At 42.5% G+C, this 24,090-nt stretch carries 22 protein-coding genes; 16 read left to right on the plus strand and 6 right to left on the minus strand.

All coding sequences use genetic code 11. The features are described from left to right. The first annotated feature begins 2 nt into the window (after positions 1–2). From A3KS_RS0100320 to A3KS_RS0100355, 8 genes are all read left to right on the plus strand, one after another. Entirely contained in the window at positions 3–575 is a 573-nt protein-coding gene (locus A3KS_RS0100320) for an indolepyruvate oxidoreductase subunit beta (protein ID WP_026393182.1), read from the plus strand. Between the two features lie 2 nt (positions 576–577). Then, entirely contained in the window at positions 578–853 is a 276-nt protein-coding gene (locus A3KS_RS0100325; RefSeq protein ID WP_026393183.1) for a cysteine-rich small domain-containing protein, read from the plus strand. Positions 854–873: 20 nt separating this feature from the next. Continuing rightward, entirely contained in the window at positions 874–1,488 is a 615-nt protein-coding gene (gene plsY / locus A3KS_RS0100330; RefSeq protein ID WP_026393184.1) for a glycerol-3-phosphate 1-O-acyltransferase PlsY, read from the plus strand. Positions 1,489–1,627: 139 nt separating this feature from the next. Further along, positions 1,628–4,633 carry a vitamin B12-dependent ribonucleotide reductase gene (locus A3KS_RS0100335; protein WP_084504842.1) on the plus strand — a complete coding sequence of 1,002 codons (3,006 nt, stop codon included), beginning with the start codon at positions 1,628–1,630 and terminating at the stop codon, positions 4,631–4,633. 68 nt (positions 4,634–4,701) lie between these two features. Further along, positions 4,702–5,508, plus strand: coding sequence for a glutamate 5-kinase (gene proB, locus A3KS_RS0100340; RefSeq protein ID WP_026393186.1), 807 nt, complete (start codon positions 4,702–4,704; stop codon positions 5,506–5,508). 30 nt (positions 5,509–5,538) lie between these two features. After that, positions 5,539–5,694: a hypothetical protein gene (locus tag A3KS_RS0100345; protein ID WP_026393187.1), complete on the plus strand. Its 156-nt coding sequence runs from the start codon at positions 5,539–5,541 to the stop codon at positions 5,692–5,694. A gap of 8 nt (positions 5,695–5,702) precedes the next feature. Continuing rightward, positions 5,703–6,884 (plus strand): MGDG synthase family glycosyltransferase, encoded by a 1,182-nt coding sequence (locus A3KS_RS0100350; protein ID WP_026393188.1) that lies wholly within the window; start codon positions 5,703–5,705, stop codon positions 6,882–6,884. Between the two features lie 17 nt (positions 6,885–6,901). Beyond that, the gene (locus A3KS_RS0100355; protein WP_026393189.1) at positions 6,902–9,550 is read left to right on the plus strand and encodes a valine--tRNA ligase; all 2,649 of its coding nucleotides are present in this window, start codon (positions 6,902–6,904) and stop codon (positions 9,548–9,550) included. Between the two features lie 65 nt (positions 9,551–9,615). On the opposite strand, the gene A3KS_RS24110 is transcribed toward A3KS_RS0100355, so the two are convergent. Beyond that, positions 9,616–9,741 (minus strand): hypothetical protein, encoded by a 126-nt coding sequence (locus tag A3KS_RS24110; protein ID WP_278247280.1) that lies wholly within the window; start codon positions 9,739–9,741, stop codon positions 9,616–9,618. 186 nt (positions 9,742–9,927) lie between these two features. Between A3KS_RS24110 and A3KS_RS22160 the strand changes: the two genes are divergently transcribed. From A3KS_RS22160 to ytvI, 4 genes are all read left to right on the plus strand, one after another. Further along, a complete protein-coding gene (locus A3KS_RS22160; protein ID WP_051355557.1) occupies positions 9,928–10,563 on the plus strand; it encodes an MBL fold metallo-hydrolase in 636 nt (211 codons plus the stop codon). 123 nt (positions 10,564–10,686) lie between these two features. Beyond that, positions 10,687–12,945 carry an AAA family ATPase gene (locus tag A3KS_RS0100370; protein WP_026393190.1) on the plus strand — a complete coding sequence of 753 codons (2,259 nt, stop codon included), beginning with the start codon at positions 10,687–10,689 and terminating at the stop codon, positions 12,943–12,945. Positions 12,946–12,950: 5 nt separating this feature from the next. Then, positions 12,951–14,198: an McrC family protein gene (locus A3KS_RS0100375; RefSeq protein ID WP_026393191.1), complete on the plus strand. Its 1,248-nt coding sequence runs from the start codon at positions 12,951–12,953 to the stop codon at positions 14,196–14,198. Between the two features lie 207 nt (positions 14,199–14,405). After that, positions 14,406–15,485 (plus strand): sporulation integral membrane protein YtvI, encoded by a 1,080-nt coding sequence (gene ytvI / locus A3KS_RS0100380; protein ID WP_026393192.1) that lies wholly within the window; start codon positions 14,406–14,408, stop codon positions 15,483–15,485. 100 nt (positions 15,486–15,585) lie between these two features. Here ytvI and A3KS_RS0100385 read toward each other — a convergent pair whose 3' ends face one another. The 4 genes from A3KS_RS0100385 to A3KS_RS0100400 are packed head-to-tail and all read right to left on the minus strand — an operon-like array spanning position 15,586 to position 18,549. Continuing rightward, the gene (locus tag A3KS_RS0100385) at positions 15,586–16,245 is read right to left on the minus strand and encodes an amino acid ABC transporter permease (protein ID WP_026393193.1); all 660 of its coding nucleotides are present in this window, start codon (positions 16,243–16,245) and stop codon (positions 15,586–15,588) included. Further along, positions 16,239–16,961 carry an amino acid ABC transporter permease gene (locus A3KS_RS0100390; protein ID WP_026393194.1) on the minus strand — a complete coding sequence of 241 codons (723 nt, stop codon included), beginning with the start codon at positions 16,959–16,961 and terminating at the stop codon, positions 16,239–16,241. Before A3KS_RS0100390 ends, A3KS_RS0100385 begins: the two co-directional genes overlap by 7 nt. Further along, positions 16,961–17,773, minus strand: coding sequence for a transporter substrate-binding domain-containing protein (locus tag A3KS_RS0100395; RefSeq protein WP_026393195.1), 813 nt, complete (start codon positions 17,771–17,773; stop codon positions 16,961–16,963). The genes A3KS_RS0100390 and A3KS_RS0100395 overlap by 1 nt, the downstream gene beginning before the upstream one ends. 53 nt (positions 17,774–17,826) lie before the next feature. Next, positions 17,827–18,549 carry an amino acid ABC transporter ATP-binding protein gene (locus A3KS_RS0100400; protein ID WP_026393196.1) on the minus strand — a complete coding sequence of 241 codons (723 nt, stop codon included), beginning with the start codon at positions 18,547–18,549 and terminating at the stop codon, positions 17,827–17,829. Positions 18,550–18,842: 293 nt separating this feature from the next. Between A3KS_RS0100400 and A3KS_RS0100405 the strand changes: the two genes are divergently transcribed. Beyond that, complete coding sequence (locus A3KS_RS0100405) at positions 18,843–19,208, plus strand: Acb2/Tad1 domain-containing protein (protein WP_026393197.1); 366 nt, start codon at positions 18,843–18,845, stop codon at positions 19,206–19,208. A gap of 86 nt (positions 19,209–19,294) precedes the next feature. Here the strand turns inward: A3KS_RS0100405 and A3KS_RS0100410 are convergent, their stop codons facing one another. Next, positions 19,295–19,816: a DUF4364 family protein gene (locus A3KS_RS0100410; RefSeq protein ID WP_026393198.1), complete on the minus strand. Its 522-nt coding sequence runs from the start codon at positions 19,814–19,816 to the stop codon at positions 19,295–19,297. Between the two features lie 84 nt (positions 19,817–19,900). On the opposite strand from A3KS_RS0100410, the gene A3KS_RS0100415 reads away from it, so the two are divergent. The 3 genes from A3KS_RS0100415 (at position 19,901) to der (ending at position 23,492) form a co-directional block, all read left to right on the plus strand. Beyond that, the gene (locus tag A3KS_RS0100415) at positions 19,901–20,614 is read left to right on the plus strand and encodes an epoxyqueuosine reductase (RefSeq protein WP_207637732.1); all 714 of its coding nucleotides are present in this window, start codon (positions 19,901–19,903) and stop codon (positions 20,612–20,614) included. Between the two features lie 165 nt (positions 20,615–20,779). Continuing rightward, a complete protein-coding gene (locus A3KS_RS0100420; protein ID WP_026393200.1) occupies positions 20,780–22,114 on the plus strand; it encodes a DUF512 domain-containing protein in 1,335 nt (444 codons plus the stop codon). A gap of 58 nt (positions 22,115–22,172) precedes the next feature. Continuing rightward, positions 22,173–23,492 (plus strand): ribosome biogenesis GTPase Der, encoded by a 1,320-nt coding sequence (gene der, locus A3KS_RS0100425; protein ID WP_026393201.1) that lies wholly within the window; start codon positions 22,173–22,175, stop codon positions 23,490–23,492. The last annotated feature ends 598 nt before the right edge of the window (positions 23,493–24,090 follow it).

The following is a 24,090-nucleotide window of genomic DNA, read 5'->3' on the forward strand; positions in this document are numbered from 1 at the left end:
AGATGGAAACAAAAAATATTGTATTAGTGGGCGTTGGCGGTCAGGGCACCATTTTAGCGGCCAAGTTGTTAACCACTGGTTTGATGGAAGCTGGTTATGACGTGAAAATGAGCGAAATTCATGGCATGAGTCAGCGTGGTGGCTCGGTTTCTTCGTTAGTTCGTTATGGTGATGATGTTCAGTCTCCGGTTATTGAGATCGGCAGTGCCGATATTGTCGTTGCTTTTGAAAAAATGGAAGGTCTGAGATCTCTGGAATACCTTAAACCGACCGGCAAAATGATCGTTAATGATACTGAAATCTTTCCACTGTCGGTCATTATTGGTGTCACCACCTATCCTGACAATATTCTCGATGAAATTAACAGCAAGGTTAATCTGCGGGTGATGTCAGCCTCCAAAATGGCTGAAGAGCTGGGTAATCCCAAGGTCATGAACGTGATTCTGCTGGGTTCGATCATCAAATCGATGGGCCTGACCGATATCGATTGGGAAGCAATTATTGCCGATAATGTCAAAGCTCAGTTTAAAGATCTTAATATTAAAGCCCTGCAGGCCGGAATGAATGCTGTATAAAAATGAAAAAAGACGATTCGAATTATAAATATTTTCAGCATACCGCCTGCGAGTACTTTCCTTGCCATAAGATTGATGATCTAAAAGATTTTAATTGTCTGTTTTGTTATTGTCCGCTGTATGCCTTGGGCAGTAACTGTGGTGGTCATTTTACTTATACGGATAAGGGTATTAAAAACTGCAGTTCTTGCAGTTTTCCTCACCAGCGCGAGCATTATGATGAGGTATTGGAAAAACTGGGAACGCTCATTGAACAACTCAGAATAACTAAAATTTAATGTGTTAAAGGGGTAGTGAAATGTCGATTGTTATTGGACTTGTTTTTGTTGTCGCGGCTTATTTAATTGGAAATTTGAATTTTGCCTATATCCTGGTGAAATTTTTAAAAAATGAAGACGTGCGCAACTACGGCAGCGGCAACGCGGGAACAACAAACGTACTCCGGGTGATGGGAAAAAATGTCGCCATTCCCGTGTTTCTGCTTGACGCATTAAAGGGCTGTCTGGTGGTTGTCATTGGTCGCTATGTTTTAAGCCTGAACGAGGTCTTTCTTGTTTTAGGTGGAATCGCCGTTGTCGCTGGTCATAACTGGCCTGCCTTTCTGCAGTTCCGCGGCGGTAAGGGCACTGCAACTTCGCTGGGCGTCTTTCTGACCTATGACTGGGAGGTTGCTATCATTGCCATCATGATCGGTTTGATTGTTCTGGCTATCTGGAAAATGGTTTCCCTGACATCGATGGTTGGGATGACGATGCTGCCAATTTTCGCCCTTTTGTTTGGCCGTACTGTGACCGAAGTTATTTTTGCGGTTGTTTTATGTCTTTTCAGTTTATTCCAGCATCGCAAGAATATCGGCCGGATCATTCAGGGGCGGGAAAGCAAGCTGGGACAAAAAGTTAAAATGAAAAATTAGATAATTGAATTTTTAATAATCAATAAATACAAGATTCTCTTATAAAAAGGCTCTGTCATGAGCCTTTTTATTTGCTCTGAGACACACTTTGAAATTTGCAACATACGCATTAAAAAATACATTGTTAAACACTATATATATGATTATAATTAGAGATAAAACCCAAGATCATGTAAAAAAATTAGGAGGAACAAAAGAATTGAATCAAATAAATCAACTGTTCAAACGGGTATTCACCAAAGAACTGGAAAATTCAGATAAAACGGTTTATGATCTGTTTCAATGGCAGACTGTCGACGTTATTTTAAAAAACTATAAAACCGGTGCAACCATTTATGAAATGAAAGACCTGGAATTCCCTGAGCATTACTCTCAAAATGCCTGCAATATTATCGCCACCAAGTACTTCCGTCGAAAAGGTGTTCCCAATCAATTTGGTTATGAACACAGCATGCGCGAAATTGCTGACCGTCTGGTCGGCTTTTGGACTGACGCCATTCGCGAAGAAGGACTAATTAACTCTGATGAGGAATGGCAGATTTATTACGATGAACTGGTTTATGCCTTTCTGATGCAAATGTGGGCGCCTAATTCACCCCAATGGTTTAACACCGGGCTGATGCGCAGCTATCAGATTGCCGGTTCCAAAGATGATTTGTATTTTTACGATGAAAAAACCGAACAGGTTCTCGAATCCGAAGATCGCTACACCCGCACTCAGGCCAGTGCCTGCTTTATTTTATCGATTGAGGATCGGCTACTTGGTGATCATTCCATCTCTGAACATTATGTCAGTGAAACCAAGTTATTCAAAGGTGGATCCGGTGTCGGCACGAATTTTTCCAGCCTCAGAGCTGCCAATGAAGGTCTTACCAGTGGTGGGCAATCATCAGGGATGATGAGTTTTCTTCAGGGTCTGGATCGCAATGCCGGAGCGATTAAATCGGGGGGAACGACGAGGCGGGCCGCCAAAATGGTGATCGTCGACATTGATCATCCGGAAATAGATAATTTTATCAACTGGAAAGTCAAAGAAGAACAAAAAGTCCGGGCGTTGGGAAAAATGGGCTACGACATTTCGATGGATGGTGAAGCCTACCAGACCGTCAGCGGCCAGAACAGCAATAACTCGGTCCGTCTCAACGCTGAATTTATGCAGGCCGTCTTGAATTTAAAAAACGAGCCGGATCATAAGTTAAAACTGCGGGGGCGGGTTGATGATAAGGTTGATCGGGAAGTACCGGTGCAGGAATTATGGAATCATCTTAATCAGGCTACCTGGGAATGCGCCGATCCGGGCATTCAATTTGACGATATTTTTAATGCCTGGCATACCTGTCCCGGCGGCGAAAATGGCAACATCAATGAAAAATTCAATCGGATCAATGCCACCAATCCCTGTTCAGAGTATGCTTTCTTAGATGATACCGCTTGTAATCTGGCTTCCATTAATATTTTTAAATTTTATAATCAAGAAGACAATAGTTTTGAACTTGAACCCTACATCCACCTGGTAGGCTTGATCCAATGTGCCCTGGAAGGCTCTATTTATCACGGTCAATTTCCCACTAAAGACGTCGCCCGAAAAAGTTATCTGTTCCGCACCACCGGTCTCGGTATTGCCAATGCAGCATCCTTGCTACTAGCCCTGGGCTATCCCTATGATTCCGCGGAAAGTCGTAATCTGATCGCCGGAATCACTGGCATCATGACGGGAACATCGTACTATGTTTCGGGACTGATGGCCGGAAAAATTGGGGCCTTCCCGAAATATCAAGTCAATGAGCCCTATATGAAACGGGTCATCCGCAACCATAGTCGGGTTGCCGGGGCCCGCATCGACGACTATGAAGAACTTCATTATGAACCGATTAAGATCAACCATAAACTGCTTCAAAAAATGGGCTTTAAAGAGATCAGCAATCAGTTGAAAAATGCCTGGAAACTGGCCGAAGAAGCTGGCGATGCTTATGGCTATCGCAATGCCCAGGTATCTGTCATTGCGCCGACCGGAACCATTTCCTTTGCAATGGACTGTGGCGCTACCTCGGTGGAACCTTTTTATAATCATGTTGTCTTTAAAAAACTGATTGGCGGCGGATCAATGGAAATCGTTAATCCAGTAATGGAAATGGCGCTTTACAATCTCGGTTATAGTGAAAAAGAAATCGGCGAAATCCTGACATACCTACTGGAAAAAGATAACCAGGGCTATTTTCTTCACGAAGGAGTGGCTGGCGCCCCCCATATCAAACCGGAACATTTGCCGATTTTTGATACCGCCAACACCATTTCACCAATGGGCCACGTCTTAATGGTTTCTGCGATTACCCCAATGATCAGCGGCTCGGTTTCTAAAACTGTCAATCTACCCAATGATGCCGCCGTGGAAGATGTCGAAAACATCCATTTGCTGGCCTATCGAACCGGAACCAAGGCCATCGCCATTTATCGCGATGGTTGTAAAGCCTCTCAACCGTTAAGCTCGGGGATGGCTGATGACCACGATAAGGTGCTGGACGACTACTCCTATGCTGAATTACTGGCACTGGTAAAAGACGGCTCAACCAAAGCCCTAAATCGGGTCCGTCCGGAAGGCATGCGGCTCAGTCGCACCCATGCAGCGAAGATCGGTGATATTGAACTTTATATCACGATTGGATTTTATGAAGATGGTGGCATTGCCGAGATATTTGTATCGACTGACAAAGAGGGAACCGTTGTCAAAGGGCTGTTGGCATCATTGTCCAAATCGATATCCAACATGCTCCAATACCATATCCCGCCCGATCAGATTTCCAAAATGCTTAGAGGTCAGAAATACGAACCCTCCGGTTTTGTTTCACGCCATCCATACATAAAATTTGCGTCGTCAATTTCTGATCTGATCAGCAAGGTCATTGATATTGAACATGGGGATTTTTCCAATTGTCAAGTTAAACCAAAAAACTTTACCTTGATGCATAAACAAAACATGGTCAAAAGTGTCAGTACCGCCGAAAACACGCCGCATGACTACAATAATGAGGTGTCAGGCGAGGTATTATACGGCGAAACCTGCAGTCATTGCGGTAGCGACCGGATGATGCGCAATGGAACCTGTAAGTTATGTCTCGACTGCGGCACAACCACTGGTTGCAGCTAAAAAATGTTTGATGTTTTCCCATTGTTTGATATAATAATTAACTAGGATACACAACTTAGGAGATTTAGATGCGAGAAAAGATTAAAAATGCCACAACAATTGTTGTTAAAATGGGAACAACATCAGTTACACATGCCAATGGAACCCTGGATCTACGAAAGCTGGAAATCCTCGCCAGGGTTCTGACGGATCTTGAAAATGGCGGTAAAAAAATGGTACTGGTTTCATCTGGAGCCATTGGTGCCGGTATGAATCGGATGAAGCTGAAAGAGCGACCAAAAACCCTTAAGGAAAAACAGGCCGCAGCTTCGGTGGGACAAGGCTTGTTGATGCGGGTCTATCATAAATTTTTTGATGAGTACCATCAAACAGTGGGACAGATTCTGCTGACCAAAGATGTTTTCAAACATACGATTAAGCGGAATAACGCCATGAATACCTTCAATGCTCTGATTGAAGGGGGAATTATCCCGATTGTCAATGAAAATGACTGTATCGCCACCGATGAAATTCAGGAGGAATGTTTTGGCGATAATGATATTCTTTCGGCCATGACTGCCAACCTGGTCGATGCCGATTTGCTAATCATTTTGTCTGATGTCGATGGGCTATATGATGATAATCCAGCCATTAACAGTGAAGCCAAACTGATCCGAACGGTTCATCACGTTGACAGCAAAATTATGAAAAGTGCCGGCAACACCGCCTCGTGCCTGGGCACCGGTGGCATGATCACCAAACTGGGGGCTGCAAAATATGCTACTGATCGCGGTATCGATGTGATCATCGCGTCTGGGGAAGATGTTAAAACCCTTTATGATATTCTCAATGGAAAAGAAATAGGGACCGTTTTCTTAAGTGATTCAAAAGAATAATACAAATACAATAAAATATGGAGGATTCTTATGTTAAAAAAAATATTCGTAGGATTTTCTGCCGTTGCCGCAGGAATGTTAATGGTTTTTGGTGGCATCTATTTTGTCGAAAAAAGAAAAGAAGAAGCCATGGGTGGTAAGCTCATGCGGGTAAATTACAAGTTTACTAAAGAATTCGAAGATTAAGGTTTGCCATGTCAAAAGTATTTATTTTTACAGCTTCAACCGGTGCTGGTCACAATTTAGCAGCCCAGTCGTTAAAAGAGTCGCTGGACGATACCGGCTTTCAGACTGAAGTTTATGATGCGTTTAAAGAAACGAATATCACCCTGGACCGGCTGATTACAAAAGGCTATCAGCAAATGGTGGTGAATGTGCCGAAGCTTTATGAGCAAATGTACAATCAGTTCAATAATATGAATCATTTTCAGCAGGGCATTTTTCAGGTGCTGACCAAGGTCATGAATCCTGATATTGTGCCACTGATCAATTCTGGAAAACCGGATTTAATCATTACCACCCATCCGTTTGTAACCAATGTATTAGGTACGCTTAAAGAGCATAATGCTTTTGATGTTCCGGTTTTATCGATTGTCACAGACTATAAGATTCATACCCTTTATCTGAAAAAAATGATTGATGCCTATGTTGTCGGCAGTGACTATACCAAGCAAACCATGGTCGAAAAAGGGGTGGCCGAGGAGATCATTTATCCCTATGGCATTCCGATTCGGCAGACTTTTTTAACCAACAATCATCTTGAGCGAAAAGAAATCTCCGATGTAGCGGGCACAATCCTGTTAATGGCCGGCAGTTTAGGCAGCAAACAAATGGAAAAAGCCTTTTCATCGTTGCTGAAGGTCAAAGAGAAAATCCGGATTATTGTGGTCTGTGGCAACAATGCTAAAATTGAAAAAGAAATTAAAAGTCTCTACGCCCGGGAAATGGATGATGATAAAATTGTCGAAATCCACGGTTTTGTCAATAATGTTTCCGAGCTGATGGATCAATCCGATGCCATCATTTCCAAGCCCGGGGGACTCACCACCACCGAAGCGATTGTAAAAAACATCCCCATGATTATTCCGTTCTATTATCCCGGTCAGGAAGAAGAAAATGCCGATTACCTGGTTGATGGGGGAATGGCCATTAAAGTTGATAAGATCAAAGATTTGACCTCGATGGTTGATTTTTTGTTTGAAAATAAATATATCATTAAACGGATGTCCGAAAACATGTCGGAGGAGGCACAGAAACGATCGATGAGTAAAACCATCGAGCTCTGCAAAAACCTGATTGCCGCTTATACCACCCGAAAAGCCCTCCCTGAACCGCAACCGGATCCCTACAAAATCAAAGAAATTGAAGACCATTAAGAAGAGCAGGTGCAAAAATGAAGAAAGAAATGTCAAAAACTTATGATCCCAAAGAAGTAGAAGATAAAACCTATGCCAGCTGGCAGGAAAAGGGTTATTTCAAACCGGAAGTCAATCCTGACGGCAAACCGTTTACGATTGTGATGCCACCCCCAAATATCACCGGACAGCTCCACATGGGCCACGCCTTTGATGGTACCCTGCAGGATGTTTTGACCCGCTATAAGCGGATGGATGGTTATTCCGCCCTGTGGCTGCCGGGAACCGACCATGCCAGTATTGCTACGGAAGTCAAAGTCGTCGATAAGCTCCGTGAAGAAGAAGGCAAAACCAAACAGGATATCGGTCGGGAAGCCTACCTGGAACGGGCCTGGGACTGGGCGCTGACTTATAAAACCCGGATTACCGACCAACTCAAAAAACTGGGAGCCTCCTGTGACTGGAGCCGCGAACGCTTTACCATGGATGAAGGCTGTAGCCAGGCCGTAAACGAAGCCTTTGTCAACCTCTATGAAAAAGGCCTGATTTATAAGGGCAGCCGCATAATCAACTGGTGTACTACCTGCAAAACGGCGCTCTCTGAAGCCGAGGTGGAATATGCTGAACACCAGGGTAATCTCTGGCACATCCGCTACCCGCTAACCGAAGGTGACGGCTATCTGGTCGTTGCCACGACCCGACCCGAAACAATGCTGGGGGACAGTGGCGTCGCTGTTCATCCGGAAGATGAGCGCTATGCCCACCTGATCGGCAAAACCGTGATGCTCCCTTTGCTTGACAAAGAAATCATCATCGTTGCCGACGACTATGTTGATATGAGCTTTGGAACTGGGGTGGTTAAAATGACCCCTGCCCATGATCCCAATGACTACGAGGTGGGGCTGCGCCATAATCTGGAACAGATTCGGGTGCTGAACGATGATGGCACGATGAACGAACTGGCTGGAAAATATGCTGGTATGGATCGCTATGACTGTCGTAAAGCGGTCGTCAAAGATCTGGAAGCGCTGGAACTGCTGGAAAAAATTGAAGAACACCAGCATAATGTTGGCGAATGCTACCGCTGTTCAACCACGGTCGAAACCATGACCTCCGAACAATGGTTTGTCAAAATGGAACCACTGGCGGGTCCAGCCCTCGATGCGGTACGCAATCACGAGACTGATTTCATTCCTGAGCGTTTTAACAAAATCTACTACAATTGGTTGGAAAACATCAGAGACTGGTGTATTTCCCGGCAATTGTGGTGGGGACATCGAATTCCTGCTTATTATTGCGACGATTGTGGAGAGATGGTGGTTTCCAAAACAGCACCTGAAAGCTGTCCCAAGTGTGGTTGTACCCAGCTTAGTCAGGATGAAGACGTGCTGGATACCTGGTTCAGTTCCGGCCTATGGCCGTTCTCAACCCTAGGCTGGCCGGAAAACACCGAAGATTTGAAAAAGTTCTATCCGACCACAGTGCTGGTCACCGGTTATGATATTATCTTCTTCTGGGTCGCCCGGATGATTTTTATGGGCCTCTTCGAAATAGGCGAAACGCCCTTTAAAGATGTCTATATTCATGGTCTGGTGCGCGATTCCCAGGGCCGTAAAATGAGCAAGTCATTAGGCAACGGCATCGATCCGCTGGAACTTATCGAAACCTACAGCGCCGACGCCCTGCGCTTTACCATCATCACCGGGAACTCCGCCGGCAACGATATCCGCTGGCAGGATGAAAAGGTCGAATCCAGCCGTAATTTCTTAAACAAGATCTGGAACGCCGCCCGCTTTGTGCTGATGAATCTGGATGAAGACATTATGGACAAAAAGGATCAGGCTTTGACTTATCTGGGGAACACCGATAAGTGGATTCTGTCCCGAATGAACACCATCGTCGCTGAAGTCAACCATAATATGACTAAATATGAATTGGGCATCGCCGCTTCCAAAATCTATGATTTTGCCTGGAACGAATATTGTGACTGGTATATCGAACTGGTGAAGCCACGGTTATACGGCGAGGAAATGCAGACCAAGATCTCGGCCCAGTATACCCTGCGCGTAGTGCTGGATACGATCCTGCGGTTACTCCACCCCTTTACGCCCTTTATTACCGAAGAAATCAACGGCTACCTGCCGGGTACCACCGGTGATATCATGGTGGCCCAATGGCCCCACTTCAACGAGGCTTATGTCTTCCCGGAAGATGAAAAACAAGTGGAGTTTTTAATGGCCGCAATCCGCAGCATCCGCAACATCCGTGCTGAAATGGATGTACCTAATTCCAAAAAGACCCAGTTATTCTTGATTTGTGATAATCAGGCCCACCTGTCACTGATGGCCGACTCACTTCATTATTTCCAGAAGCTGGCCTCAGTATCGACGATTCTGCCGATCACCAAAGCCGAGATCCAGGAAAACTATGTCTCCGCGGTGGTGGAAGATCTGGAAATCTATATTAACCTCGACGAATTGGTCGATAAGGAAAAAGAAATTGCCCGTCTGGAAGCCGAGAAAAAGAAACTCCAGCAGGAAATTGACCGGGTCACCCAGAAGCTGAGCAACAAAGGATTCACCGACAAAGCCCCGGAAAAGGTAGTCGAAATTGAACGGGACAAACAGAAAAAATTCATCGAAACGATGGAAAAAGTAGTCGAACGGTTGGAGTATTTTAACAAGTAACAATTTTTTTAAATAACTTAATTGAAATCAATCAGAACCCGGAGCAACCTGAAGTCATTTCAGTGTTATTCCGGGTTTTTTGTCGTGCGCAGGTAGGCAACCGCCAGATCCCAATTACAGAGCTGTGTCGGTCTGGTGGCGGATGATCCCAAATTTGACATGGTTTCTGAATTATCAACATAGTAACCCATTGTGATGGCAATCGTCCTAATATTAAGTATAAAAAAACATCAGCATTACCTGAAACGAAAATTGTTATGGTCAGTAGTGGAGTATAAGCGTATAATTAGAATACAACAAAAACAGGCAACTTTGATTAGTGCTGAATGTGCAGAGCTCACGTGACTGATGAGCTGCATAACAAAGGAGAATCAAAAATGAACATCATCACCATCTCAGCCGGTTCTAATTGTCACCTGATCTCCGATGGGGAACGTCATCTGATGATTGACGCCGGTGCTCCGGGTATGGGAGCTAAAATTGAAAGAACCCTGGCACAAAATAAGATTGCCATGGAACAAATCAGTTATCTGGTTCTGACCCATGGTCATAGCGATCATATTGGCAATGCTGCTGTTTTTCAGAAAAAATATGGAATCCCGATTGTCATCCATGAAAACGACCTCTCGCTGATTGACAATCCGTTGTCTCAGGAGATGCAGGCCACCCATCCCATCGGTAAAATGATCAAATGGGTGGGGCAGGGTTCCATGAAGCGGAATCCGCCCCAACCCTTCAAGCCGGATCTCGTCATCACCGGGCCACAAACCAACCGGCTGGGTTTTGGTGAAACCATCCAGCCCCTGCCTGGTCATACCCGGGGCTCCATGGTCGTTTCTTTTCCCAGCGGTGAATTATTTGTAGGGGACATCCTCATGAATCTGACCGGCCCACATCCGGCGTATCTTTGGGAAGATACCGCAGCCTTGCAAAAGAGTATTCAGGCGGTGCAGCAGCTGCCCGCAAAAACCGTATACTACGGTCATGGACGACCGACACCGGTAGAACAATAAGCTCAACGGCGATCGCCCGGATAACAAGGTCTGGTGTCCGAACACTTGCGGCTACCGATTGTTGCCTGGAACCAAAGCCAACCCTTTATAATGTAACAAAAGCGCAACAGAAAGGACAGGTTGATGAATAAATTATTTATTGGAAAGTTCAAAACGGGGGATCAGCTCGATAAAAACTACTATCGAATTGATACCACGGATCAAGATTTTTTTAAACAGCACTTTAACGGTATGGAGGCGGGTGATTATGTGTTGCCTGTGAAAGCCGGTGAGATCGAAAAACTTTTTATGCTTGAGCAATTTGAAACGAATGAAACAAATATTGAGGCAAAATTTAGAGTTGTACAAGTTTATGAGCCCAAACTGGCTTTAACTGGAAATATTGTTAGTTGTAAATATTTTCAGCCGGATTTAAATTTGTTGAACAAAGCCATAAAATCGACGAGAGGTGTTGGTTTTATCCCGGTTGCGTTGGAAGAAAACAGTCCCGAAATACCAGAAATTGACTTTAATAAATCAAAACGACGATTCTTTGTTTGCCTGAAAAGTAAATTGGAACAGGTTGCTTTTTTTAAGCCTTTTGATATCTGCCTGGTTATTTCCGATATGGAAAAAACAAGAATCGAAGATATTCTTGAATTTAATGGTCAATCGTTCAGTCGAAAAAATGTTTTGTGGGATCTTTATCTTGACAAAACCTCAAATGGCAATGAGAAGTATTCCTTGCGCCAATTACTGGAGTTTGCAAATGAAAAAAATGATGATGCTCCTAAAAAACGCAACTATATCACGTCGTTGCTGAGTGAGTTGGATTCCGAGTCGATCTTTCCGGTTGATAGTCCAATCTCGTTATATGATAATGTAATTGTCGGACGCAAACGATCAGCATCAGGCGGTTCAACAGGGACAGTCAGTACAACGGTTGAGGATGATCTAACCGACGTTGAAGAAACCACCGATTATGAAAAATATGCAAAGCTGATGCAATTCAATCCCAATGTAATCTTGTACGGTCCGCCAGGTACAGGTAAAACTTACGGGGCAATGCGTATAATTGAAGCATTTGAGAAGCAAAACGGTAGTCCGGTTTCATTCAAGCAAGTGGTGGCTGAAAAACGGGCAAAATTTATTACCTTTCATCAGGCCTTTTCCTACGAAGAATTTGTAGAAGGCATACGTCCGCAAATCGATGAAGAAGGTCAGATGGCATATCCGGTGCAGCCAGGTGTTTTAAAAGAATTTGCTGATGCATGCAGTATGCAGTCAAAAAAGAAAAATATAAAAGAAGAAGCGCTAAATAATACAACACCCAGCAATCAGGTCTGGAAGGTTTCACTTGGACAAAAAAAAGAAAACCACATCTATACAACCTTACGCGATAAGAATGTCATCGCCATTGGTTACGGGCCAGAAGAAGATGTCAGCGACTGGAATGATGCCCAATTAGATCAAAGCGATCCGACAAGTACGCTAAAATGTCTGCATAGCCGCGTGAATATTGGCGATATTGTCATGGTCTTCAATAGTCCCCAGACCATACGACTGATGGGTGTTATCACCAGTGATTATTTTTATGATAATAGTGACGGGTTTGGTTACAGACATCGACGAGCGGTTAAGTGGTTAGCTAATTTTGAAGCGAAGCCAAAAGATATTATTGCGATTAACAAAAATAAGCAACTGGTGCAGGGTGCCATCTATAAGCTGAGAGTTTCTGTTAATGATGCCTTGGCGCTACTAGAAAAAGAGGAAAACAAAGACGATTTACCTAAGCCATATTACCTGATTATTGATGAGATAAACAGAGGGAATATTGCCAAAATATTCGGTGAATTGATTACTTTAATTGAGAAAGATAAGCGCGAACTTCTGACCTGTGAACTGCCCTATTCCCGGGATGCGTTTTCAATCCCAGGCAATTTATTTCTGATCGGCACCATGAACACGAGTGACCGAAGCATCGCCCTGTTAGATACTGCGTTGCGTCGTCGTTTTGCCTTTGTTGAAATCAACACTGACGCGTCGCTTGTGGAACGATTCCATCCTTCAATTGGCGGAAATGTGTCGCCGGGTAAATTATTACAGGCATTGAATAATCGTATAACGGACAAAATAGACCGGGACCATCGCATTGGCCACAGCTATTTTATGGGTGATGATCTGGTGACAAAATATGATTTGTATAATGTCTGGTATTATAAACTGCTACCTTTGCTGATGGAATATTTTTACAACGATATCAAACAGGTCGGCCAGATTATTGGCGATCGTTTTTTTGATAAACAGACAGGTGAGATTATTCAATTCAGCTTAAAACCTGATGAAGATGGCATATCTCAATTTGAAGCTGCGCTGATTTCAATCTATGAAAAAGGGGTATAAACCTGGTGCAAACCGTCATTACAGTTTTTGAAGACCGCCAACAGAAATGTGAACTTTTACCCTGGCAGAAGACTGATATTCTCGAACTTCGTCACATCATTGGCGAAAACCGCCTGTCATTATCGTATGATGGCGTGCTTCACATTCGACATTATGCTGGTTTTATTTCCAAGGGAAACACGCGCCTGCAGATCTTGCCAAAAATATATGAAAACAGCGGTTTGACCGAACAAGACGAACAGCGTGAGGCAATGAAAGTATTACTGAATTTGCTGCGAGTGTCGGAGTTCAACAAAATTCTATGCTTACCAAACCAGTCCAGTGCCGCTGAACAATCAGACATTATGGAGCTCTTCATTTCGCTATTTGGCGATAAAGTATTTCAAGTATACTCTCGCCAAATGAACCGCGAATATGTGGATATCAGCGAAAACAGTTCTTTTGTAAAAGGGAGCATCGATTTCTCTGCAAATATTCGTACAAATCCCATCAGACGAGACAGACATATGATCACATATCAAAGCTACGAACATGATAATGTGTTAAATAACACGATTAAAAGTGTTTGTTTAAAATTGATTCAATTGACCAGCGTACCGGAAAATAAAAAGAAACTCAAGAAAGCCCTGTTTCTTTTAGATGATGCCAGCGATGTGGCTTTAACGAAAGAGTTGTTTGATGCCGTTAAATTTACACGTTTGAATATGTCATTCAAACCAGTTTTTGAAATGGCAAAGATGTTTTTTTACAACTTAACACCACAGAGCTACCAAGGGGACGATACCGTTTGTTCATTTTTGATTCCATTAAATGAATTATTTGAATTTTATCTTTATAAACTCTTTTCTAATTTGGGAGAAGGCTATCACGCAAATTATCAAAACAGCCGTCGATTTGCCAGTAGTCAAAAAGCAGTTTTTGGCAGACAGGTACGACCGGACATTATTCTTGAACATCACGAGAAAACGGTTTTAATCGCAGATGCCAAATATAAAAACCCCCATTATCAGAATGGAAAGTACGACCATATTAGTCAGGCTGATATTTACCAGGTTTTTGCCTATGCAAAGATCTATGGCGTTGATTCAGTGACGTTGATCTATCCGCTGTTTGAGAAAGACTTGCCAGCTCCAATGATTGTTGATTTACAAGATCATCTTTCTAAAACGAAATTAATAATAGGCTGTCTTGATATAAAAAAAGCCAATATCGAGAAGGACAGTGCATTATTAAAGCTGATGATGAATTTATAGGTACAAATGCATAAACTGTAGCCCAGTTGTAAATGATACCAATGTTTAAATATGTATAATATCATTGATCTTTACAGCGAGATGGGGTAGAATTACTACAATAACAAAACAGAGCGTGAACGCAAACCGTTTTTCAGATTACCTGAGGAGCGGTTTTGTTAATAATCGAATGCCAAGGTGTGTTCGATGAAAAAATCGGAGGAATAAATGGAATCCCCTTATGACAAAAAAAGACAGTTTATCATCAATGCTGTTTATATTCTATTGATAGCAGCGATTGTATACCTGATTTTTGAGTATGCAATATCGCTGCTGAGCCCTTTTATCCTGGCCTTTCTGATTGCTTATGTGCTTAAAGGACCCGCCAAAGCGATTTCAGAATTGACAAAATTACCCAATAAGCTGGTGTCATTTATTCTGGTGCTGGTGTTTTATGGTGGTGCCGGGATTCTGGTGTCACTAGTAGGGGTCAAATTGATCTCAATCATTTCGCAAACAAGCAGTGCATTGCCAGAAATCTATGAGTATCAACTGAGACCTTTTCTGATGACCACTTTTGACGGGATTGAACAAACGGTTTTTCTGATTGATGCGGCACTTGTTGATGTTTTGAATGCGACGACGGAACAGCTGATCAATTCCTTAGGTGATAATGTAACCAGCATATCATTGACTTTTGTAGCATTCTTGTCAGACCTTGCAGGATCCCTGCCGGCATTTTTAATAAAAATTTTGTTGATGGTGATCGCGACCTTTTTTATGGCGGTTGATTATGAGATGCTGTCATCATTTGTTTTCAGGCAGTTTTCGGAAAAAGGAAATGAGATTATCCAGACAATTAAAAATTTTATTGTCAATACCTTGTTTGTTGTCGTTCGATCCTATGCACTGATTATGTCAATTACTTTTGTTGAACTCTCGATTGGGCTGTCAATTGTCGGGATTGACAATCCCATCCTGATTGCCTTTTTTATTGCCATCTTTGATATTTTACCAGTGCTGGGAACCGGCGGTATTATGATTCCCTGGACGATTATAACTCTGCTTCAGGGAAATTATCAGACAGGACTGGGATTGCTTCTGGTTTATCTTTTTGTGACGGTGATCCGAAATATTTTAGAGCCCAAGATTGTTGGTAGCCAGCTTGGACTTCATCCGGTGGTTACTTTAATGAGTATGTTTTTGGGTGTGAACTTGCTGGGGGTTTTGGGTCTATTTGGATTTCCAATAGCGCTCTCGCTACTGAAACATTTAAATGATGTGGGTACAATAAAATTGTTCAAATAAACGAATAACTATCGAACATAAAAACAAAGTCATGGATTTAATGTGAATCCATGACTTTGTTTGTGTCTGTAAATCATTATCGATATCTTGTTTGATTTCATTATCTGACTATTTCAGTTCTTTTTTGATAACCTCGGACAACACAAGAGAGGCTGAAACAAATCACAAAATAACCAACTGCCAGTACCGCAAAAATCATAAAGACCTCTGGAGTGGTAGTATATCGTCCCATCACTACGAATCCGCTGCGGGTATACTCCGGGATCGCAACAACCTGTAAAAAAGATGTATCTTTAACAGTCGTAATGACCTGAGATAACAGGGAAGGAATAATACTTTTGAAACATTGCGGGAGCACAATCAATATCAATGTTTGAATCAGCGTAAAACCCTGAGATTTTGCTGCTTCAAATTGTCCTTCTGCCACAGAATTCAAACCACCACGAACAATTTCAGCAATGACAGCGGATGTATATAATGTCAATGCTAAACCGCCCCGGATGACAATGGTACCATAGGGAATCATAAAACAGCAGACCAGAATCCACAGCAATAACGGGGTATTTCGAAACATTTCAATATAGAATCCGGCTAACTTACCCAAAACCCGTTTTTCATAGGTTCGCAGTAAGGCCAAAATGGTACCGAAAAGGATCGAGATAAGGACAACTGATACCGAAAGCACTAAGGTTAACGCCATTCCTTTGGCTAAAAACTCAACGTTTGAAGGCGTAAATACATTCTGAAATACTTCTAGCATGTGACCGCCTCCTCACTTGGATCAAAGGGAATACGGGCGGTGTCTTTTCGTTTGAGACGTTCTTCGTACTTTCTTGCCCAGGTTGCCAATGGAAAACAGAGCATGAAATATAAAAATCCGGCAAATACATAAGACGGACCGTAATCCAGACTGGATGATGCCCAGGAATCAGCCATATACATCAGATCAAAACCTGAAATCATTGCCAGGACTGACGTGTTTTTAATCAGATTGACAGCCTGATTTGTCAGCGGTGGAAGGATGATTTTGATGGTCTGTGGGAGAATGATATAGCGCATATACTGGACATAAGTAAATCCCTGGGACTTTGCTGCTTCAACTTGTCCTACTGGAATTGAGGTAATTCCGGTTTTGACAACCTCAGAAACATAAGCGCCGTGATAAATTCCCACCCCTAAAACACCAATCATAAACACACTTAGCCGTATTCCGGCAATGGCCAGACCATTATACATAAAGAAAACCTGAATAACTAGGGGAGTGTTTTGGAAGAACTCAACGTAAACCCTTGCAATCCCCCGCATTACTTTGTTGTTCGATGTTGAGATCACACCAAAGATAATGCCCAGAACAAGTGCGAGGATTAAGGCGAGGGCTGCGACCTCAATCGTTCGCAGAAACCCCTCGCCAAACATTTGCCATTCGCCAAACATCTTCTCCCAACGCCATAAGGCAAAAGGATTAGAACTTTTCATTAATATTTAAGTCCCCATTTGGTAATTAGGCCTTCAATTGTACCATCTTCAAGCCATCCATTGATATAGCCGTCAACCGCTTCAGTCAGGGCCAGGCTATCAAGCTTTGAGGTAACACCATATTGTTGCGGTGAGAATCGATCGGGTAAAATCATCGTTGAGTCATCAACATAGCCCCCCAGGATTGATCCGTCAACGCAGAAAGCATCAACTCGACCAGAGTCCAATGCCGCCTTGATTTCCGGATAGGTTGCATATTCTGAGAATGATACGGTGATACCTTTTTCATCGGCTACTTTTTGAACGGCGTCTTTGGAAGTCGCGCTTTGAGCCACACCGATTACTTTGCCATTCATGTCAGCAAGACCTTTGAAACCGGCATCTTTTTTAACTAACAAACCGACCGCATCTTCATAATAAGGGGTCGAGAAGTTGTAGGTTAATTTTCGTTCGTCAGTAATCGTGAAGGTTGCAATAACGAGATCAACTTCACCATTGTCAAGTAACGGACCACGGGTTTTTGCAGTTACTGGAGTTAATTCATAAGCATTTTCATCGCCCAAAATTTCTTTGGCCAGTAGCTTGACAATATCAATTTCAAAACCTTCGATTTCACCGGTAGCGGTGTTGCGAAGTCCGAAGTTGGGAACGTCTTCTTTAACACCGACTCTTAAAACACCGGCTTTTACAACTGAATCAAGACTGCCATCAGTGGTAGCAGTATCCTTTGAACCAGTCGAAGACGAACAGGCTGCCAGGGTAAACACCAGGCATAAAATAAGCAGAGCAGAGAGTACCTTTTTCATAATCATTTTCCTCCTAAATATAATAATTATAACACCTAATATCGTTGAGATATTAGAAATTAACGCAAGATCTTACTGAGAAAAAGTTTTGTTCGTTCCTCTGAAGGATTTTCAAAGAAATGTTCCGGTTTTCCTTCTTCAACAATCCGACCTTCATCCATAAAGATGATACGGTCGGCAACCACCCGGGCAAAACCCATTTCATGGGTAACAACTACCATGGTGATATTCTCCTTTGATAATTTGATCATGACATCAAGTACTTCTTGAACTGTTTCCGGATCAAGTGCTGATGTCGGTTCGTCGAAAAGAATGATCTTTCGTTCGGTTGCCAGGGCTCTGGCAATGGCGACACGTTGTTGTTGGCCACCAGATAAGGTTGACGGATAAGCATTCTCCTTTTCACTCAGACCAACCGTAGCCAAATATTTTCGTGCTTTTTTGATGGCTTCTTCTTTTGTCAGTTTTTGCAGTTTTATCGGCGCCAGGGTCAGATTTTCCAATACTGTTTTATGGGGGTACAAGTTAAAGCTCTGAAATACCATCGCTGATGTTCGTCGGACCAGCTGTATTTTGTTTTTTTGGGTGAGTTCTTCGCCATCGATAATAACCTGCCCCGAAGTGGGGGCTTCTAAAAAATTCATGCAACGAACAGTGGTACTTTTACCCGAACCAGACGGTCCGATAATAACCAATTTTTCACCTTCCGCGACGGTTAGATTAATATCTTTCAGCACATGGTTTTCACCAAAATATTTATTTACATCTTGAAGTTTTATCAATTATTCTTCCTCCATATCTAATGACAATAGCAAAAAAAAGAACTTCCATTAAATATACGCATTGTGTTATAGTATATTTGAAGCTCCTTTGCTACATCAGGCAATTTTAAAAATAAAAATCCCTTTTACAATAATATTATGAAGAAGAGCTTTTGTCAAGAGTTTTCAAAATGTAGCACCATTAGAAACGTCAATGTTGAAAAGAACTGAATAAGCGGTTATTATTGGGGTATATACGAGAATACTAAAACAGTCAAATAAATTCTAAATTAGAGTGGAAAGAGGGCGGAAAAATGGGCGAAAGAATAACAACCGTTCAGTACAAAGGTAATTTAAATGAGGTTTATCGCGTTGCTGACAAGGGCGTCGGCAATGCTTATAACGAGTATGTCATCCGGACTAAAGATGATGAACCCGTTGAACTGGCCAGAATTAAGTTTCAAAAAGGAGCCAGAAACGAACCGGTATCGGAAGTAGGCGTAATCGATTCTGATTTGCTTGAAATTGTCAGAGATCGCTTAAAGTTATTCCAGGAAGGTGAATTTGAGTGTACTGAAAATGCGATGGCGTTAGTTCATATTGAAACCGCCATTATGTGGCTAAACCGGCGGGTGGAAGATCGGATCAAACGTGATGTCATCGGGACCCATAAAAAATAAAATAATGTGACTGAGAAAAAAAGGTTTACCAAGAGGTTTCAAAAACCCGATGGCAAACCTTTTTGATGTACCAGCATTGAAACTGATCAGGTTAACAGACTCAATACCGAGGCATAAAGATCCTGGGTATTTTCTTTCCAGCGATTACAGATATCAAGGGCCAGCTTTAATGTGGGAGCATTTAGTGATATTTCCATCAAGACAATATTATTCTCGTGAAGTTTTAATTCAACCAGATAATCAGTTTCCCCTAATTTCTGGTAGTTCGCGGTAATTTTCACTTCCTTGAAGATCTTTTCCCGGTTTTCCTTAAGATAAAGATCGATCATATCGCTAATATAAGCCGGAATTTTATTGCAAAAGAGCTTTAGTGCTTCTTTGCCCATCGCTGACAAGGTGAGTACTGACTTTCCGTCATAATCCAACACCGAAAGAAACTCATCTTTGATCAGATCATCAATATATAATTGAATATCAAAATAACCAATCTGTAAATTTTCGATAATTATCAGAGCGACCTGTTCGCGGGTTAATGAGGTTTTGATTTTTTTTAGTACATAAAGTATGATCAGTTTATCCTCAGCCTGTTGTTCAGAATTAAAGAGCATGAATACCACCACCTTTGTTTGCTATGAATATTGTAACATATCAATGGAGCAATTTCCCTATTTCTATGTAAAAAAGAGAAAAAAATGAAAAAAGAAGTCAACCGCAATCACGCGCTGGCGCAAAATCAATGTAATCAGACAATTATCAGTCTGGGGCAATCATTGGGCGCTACAGAAATCGGGTTTTCCGATTTATCGCTACTACCGGCCCAAAAAAGAATGAACTTTGAGCACGGCATCAGTGTAGTTATTAAGCTTTCTGATGGTATTTTAAATCAGATCGGGACTGAACCGACGCAAACTTATTTCAGCCACTACCGGAGTGTTAACCGTCTGATTGATGACATCTGCCTACGGATTTTATTAGCGCTGGAAGCCCAAGGTTATCCCAGTGTGGCGATTCCCGCATCTCAGTCTGTGACCGATCCGAAAGATCCGTTCACCGGCGCATTTCAACATAAAACAGCCGCCGTTCTGGCAGGACTGGGGTGGATCGGACGCAGCGCCTTATTTATTCATCAGCGCTACGGACCCCGGGTCCGCCTCGGGACTATCTTAACCAATGCTCCGATAGTCGCGGCGGAACCGGTCACTAAAAGCGCTTGCGGTTCCTGTCGGGCCTGTGTCGGTGCCTGCCCGGCAATGGCCATTGAAGGCCGGCTATGGGAACCCGGCATGCCGCGCAATCAGCTTTATGATGCCTACGCCTGCAGCCAGTATATGAAAGAAGTCTATCATCATATCGGCCGGGGTGTTGTCTGCGGCTTATGTGTTGTCGCCTGTCCGATTAAAAAATAAGCAACTTTTGATCAAATGATTTATAAATTTTCTGCAAAAGATTGCTTTAATTGGGAAAAATGCTTAAATAGGTTTTTTTTTCTTGAAAAATATTATATAATAGATAAGGAGAACTGCCGGCTGGTTTTGCTAGGCAGTTTTTAAATTGTAAAGAAACAGAGAGAAGTGTTGAAAAAATTTATAATAAACGGCGTTGAGAATGATAGCATTCTCAATGAAATGGAAGTCGAAGCGGGGGATATCCTGCTGTCGATCAATGGCATGCCGGTAACGGATATATTGGATTATCGCTATCTGATTGCCGACGATGCCCTAGAGGTCGAAATTGAAAAACCGGATGGCGAAATCTGGGTACTGGATATTGAAAAAGAATATGAAGAAGATTTGGGGGTAATCTTTCCGGAAGCGATGATTGGCACAAAGACCTGCAAGAATAATTGTATCTTTTGTTTTATCGATCAGCTGCCAGCTGGCATGCGCGACAGCCTGTATGTCAAAGATGACGACGAACGATTATCGTTTTTAACCGGCAATTATATTACCATGACAAATCTCACCACCGATGAACTGAATCGAATTATTCGCTACCGCATTATGCCGATGAATTTATCGATTCACACCACCAATCCCAGTTTAAGGATCAAGATGCTTAAAAACCGTTTTGCCGGGGATGTGATGGCATATCTTAAGACCTTTTATGATAATGGTATTCAAATGAACGGTCAAATTGTGCTGGTTCCTGATTGTAACGATGGCAACGAACTGGTCAAGACACTTACTGATTTAAAAGCGTTTTATCCCGTTCTGCAGTCCGTTTCGGTGGTCCCGGTGGGTCTTTCCAACCATCGCAAGGGTTTGGAAAAGCTTCGTCAATTTAATCAGGATGATGCCCTGAAAACCCTGGAAATTATTAATGCCGTCCATAATGAAATGGAAGCCGCGTATGGCGATGGATTTGTCTATCCCAGCGACGAGTTTTTTTTACTGGCTAAGCTTCCCATTCCTGAAAGTGCTTATTACAACGACTTTCCCCAAATTGAAAATGGGGTGGGGATGATGGCTGATTTTACGGCCTCGGTTCAGGAAGCCTTATCGGTGATCAAAACTGAGAATGCTGATTTACCAACAACCGCCACCAAAAGAATCGGGATCCTGACCGGTACAGCAGCATATGATTATCTCAACAACCTTATTGCTGAAATTAAACAGGAATATCCATTGCTGGTTCTGACCGTTTTTCCAATTACTAACCATTTTTTTGGCGAAGCCATTACCGTATCCGGGCTGCTCACCGGTGCTGACATCCTTGCCCAAATCAAACCCCTGCAGGAGCTAAATCCCTGCGATTTGCTGCTGCTGCCTGAAAATGCCCTACGCAGCGGTACCGACACCTTATTGGACGACTGGACCCTGGAAACATTAGGCGAAGCCCTTAATGTGATAATTCAAGGCGTTCCGATTCAGGGTGAAGAACTGTTACAAACGTTATTAGACAATTAAAAATATGATTAAAAAATAAAATTATGAATAATGATTATAAATGAAGTGAGGAAATAAAATGCCAAAACCTATCGTAGCAGTAGTTGGCCGCCCGAATGTGGGAAAGTCAACGCTGTTTAATAAATTAGTTGGAGAACGTATAGCCATCGTCGAAGATACTCCCGGTGTAACCCGGGATCGGATCATTGCCGACGCCGAATGGCAAAACCACCATTTTACCCTGATCGACACCGGCGGGATCGAACCCCATACCAAGGATGACATTCTTTTGCAAATGCGGATTCAGGCTGAAATCGCCATCGATATGGCCGATCTGATTGTCCTGATGGTCGACGGTCGTGAAGGAATGACCGCATCGGATCTGGAAGTTGCCAATATGATCCGAAAACATGAAAAAGATGTGTTATTGGCCGTCAATAAGGTTGACAGCCAGGGTCTGGAAAATAACGCCTTTGAATTCTATAACCTGGGAATCGGGGAACCAATAGCTATCTCAGCCGAGCAGGGATTGGGTTTAGGTGATTTTCTCGATGAAATCATCAACCATGTTAAGCGTTATTACGACGAAGAAGAAACCGAAGATGACCGACTACGGGTTGCCGTTATCGGCAAACCAAATGTCGGTAAGTCGACCCTGATCAATAAGGTCCTGGGCGAAGAGCGACTGATCGTCAGCGATATCCCCGGGACAACCCGGGATGCCGTCGATACCGGCGTCAGATACGACGGGGAAGACTATGTCTTAATTGATACCGCCGGATTGCGACGCAAGAAAAAAATCTACGAAGATATAGAACGTTACAGCATCATCCGCGCCATTGCCGCCGTTGAACGAAGCCAGGTAGTGCTGGTTCTGATTGATGCATCCCAGGGCGTCACCGAACAGGATGCTAAAATTGCCGGGATCGCCCATAATCGCTCCAAGCCATCGATTATTATTGTCAATAAGTGGGACGCTGTGGAAAAAGATAATAAAACCATGAAGAAGATGGAAGGGGATATCCGCGACGCACTTTCATTTATGGATTACGCACCAATCATTTTTATCTCAGCCAAAACCGGTCAGCGATTGGGTAAAATATTTGAAACCATCGAATATGTCAAAGCTCAGAGCGCCAAACGGATCACCACCGGTAAGGTTAATGAAGCGCTGGCCGAATTTGTAATGATGAAACAGCCGCCATCAAAACATGGCCGTCGTCTGAAATTATATTATGCATCCCAGGTAGCCATTAATCCGCCAACATTTGTGGTATTTGTCAATGATATGACCCTGGTCCATTTTTCATATCAGCGTTATCTGGAAAACAAGCTCCGTGAAACCTTTGATTTCTTTGGAACACCGATTCGTTTCTTTATCCGGGAACGGTCGGAGTAAGATCTCAAGTTTAATTACCAGATTTTGTTTTAAAGAACGAAAATTTTGCCGCAGCGTGTGCAGAATTTTCGTTCTTTTTTGTGCATTGACATATAACCCGTACAAAATTCAATTATAAAAATCCCATAAAAAAGCCATTCGTTTTTTTTATTACCACTTATATGTCAAAATATTTTGACATATAAGTGGTAATTTTTGATTTTTTGACATATAACACGTAAAAAACGAAAATTTGACATATAACACGTAAAAAAAGTTAGAATCATTATTATGAACTTTAGTTTCTTTTATAAATGAAATATATATACATAGAAAGCAACTTACATGAAAAAGATCGATTTGATCGTAAATGTCAATTAAACATGATTGTATTGCTTATAAATCATTTCTGAATGTTTGTGAAAGTAAAGATTGATAAAATATGTAGCCAATACCATATTACCCTTCCCGAAACAATGTAACTTTGTCATAAATGTACTCATAGACTTTATACTCGGAGCTGAACATCTTATTTTAAATGAATATATGAACAATTATTCAAATATTGATTGACAATTAGTCCATGAAAGAGGTATAATCGATACATGAATAGCTGTTC

The sequence above is a fragment of the Acetobacterium malicum subsp. dehalogenans DSM 11527 genome (assembly GCF_000472665.1).
In the GTDB taxonomy this organism is placed as follows: Bacteria; Bacillota; Clostridia; order Eubacteriales; family Eubacteriaceae; genus Acetobacterium; species Acetobacterium malicum.